The sequence below is a fragment of the Oleiphilus sp. HI0132 genome, assembly GCF_001635845.1.
Genome location: NZ_LWGJ01001717.1, coordinates 1 through 832, shown reverse-complemented (window position 1 = coordinate 832; position 832 = coordinate 1). Strand labels below are relative to the sequence as shown.

Annotated in this window: 1 protein-coding gene; it reads right to left on the bottom strand. The window is 47.1% G+C overall.

The annotated features are described in order from the left end of the window. The coding region (locus A3766_RS26270; protein ID WP_068643288.1) for a sulfurtransferase at positions 1–711 on the bottom strand (711 nt) is incomplete at its 3' end. Between the last annotated feature and the right edge of the window lie 121 nt (positions 712–832).

Genomic DNA, 832 nt, shown 5'->3' with positions numbered 1-832 from the left:
GCCTGAGCGATGGTGGGTTTGGCAGTGTGTGACGGTTGGCTTTTCTGGGCTTATTCCAACAGTCGCTAACTCACTCAACAAGGTGTCAAAGGGTTTTAGTTTTAGGCTATTTTGTTGATCCATCGCGCGAGTCCACTCGTAGTTTAGTGCGCCGGGAATCTTGCCGCCTCTGGCTGCGTAAGCAGTTTCGCCACTATGCTCCATCGGAGAACGAGCGTCCCAGATTTGCAAATCTTGAGTGTTTACAAGCTCTTTTAGCTGCGCGAGAGTGAGGCTATGTTTACCGCTAAAAGACACTTGAATATCTGACTTTTCATTAGCCACAGGGCCGCTTTCCATGTCGAAATTTTCAGCAGCCCATGCGTGCAAGCCGCCATTCAAATAGCGGTAGTTGTTATGGCCAATTTCATCGAGTAGCCAGATAAAACGTCCTGCCCAGCCGCCACCTTCATCATCGTATACAATAACCTGACTATCGGGAGTCAGACCAATGCTTTGCATTAAATCGTTTAAATTTTCTTTACTCGGAGCAAGGCCGGGCACCGGCGGACCCGCCTGGGTTAAATTAGGGCTTACCAGTACTGCACCGGGGATATGAGCGCTTAGGTAGCGATCTTCTTTTCCAAGGTCGACGATGATCAGCTTTTCAGAGGAGTCTTCATTATTTAATAGTGCGAGTAATTGAGGCGCTTCAATTAACAGATCTGACATTTGTTAGTTCTCATTGCTTCAAATGATGATCGGCGGATCATACCAGATGACAAAGTTTGGGACTAACTATTCTTCACCCTTTGATGCTTGACGATTCGCTTGATGCTGTAAGGAAGTAGTG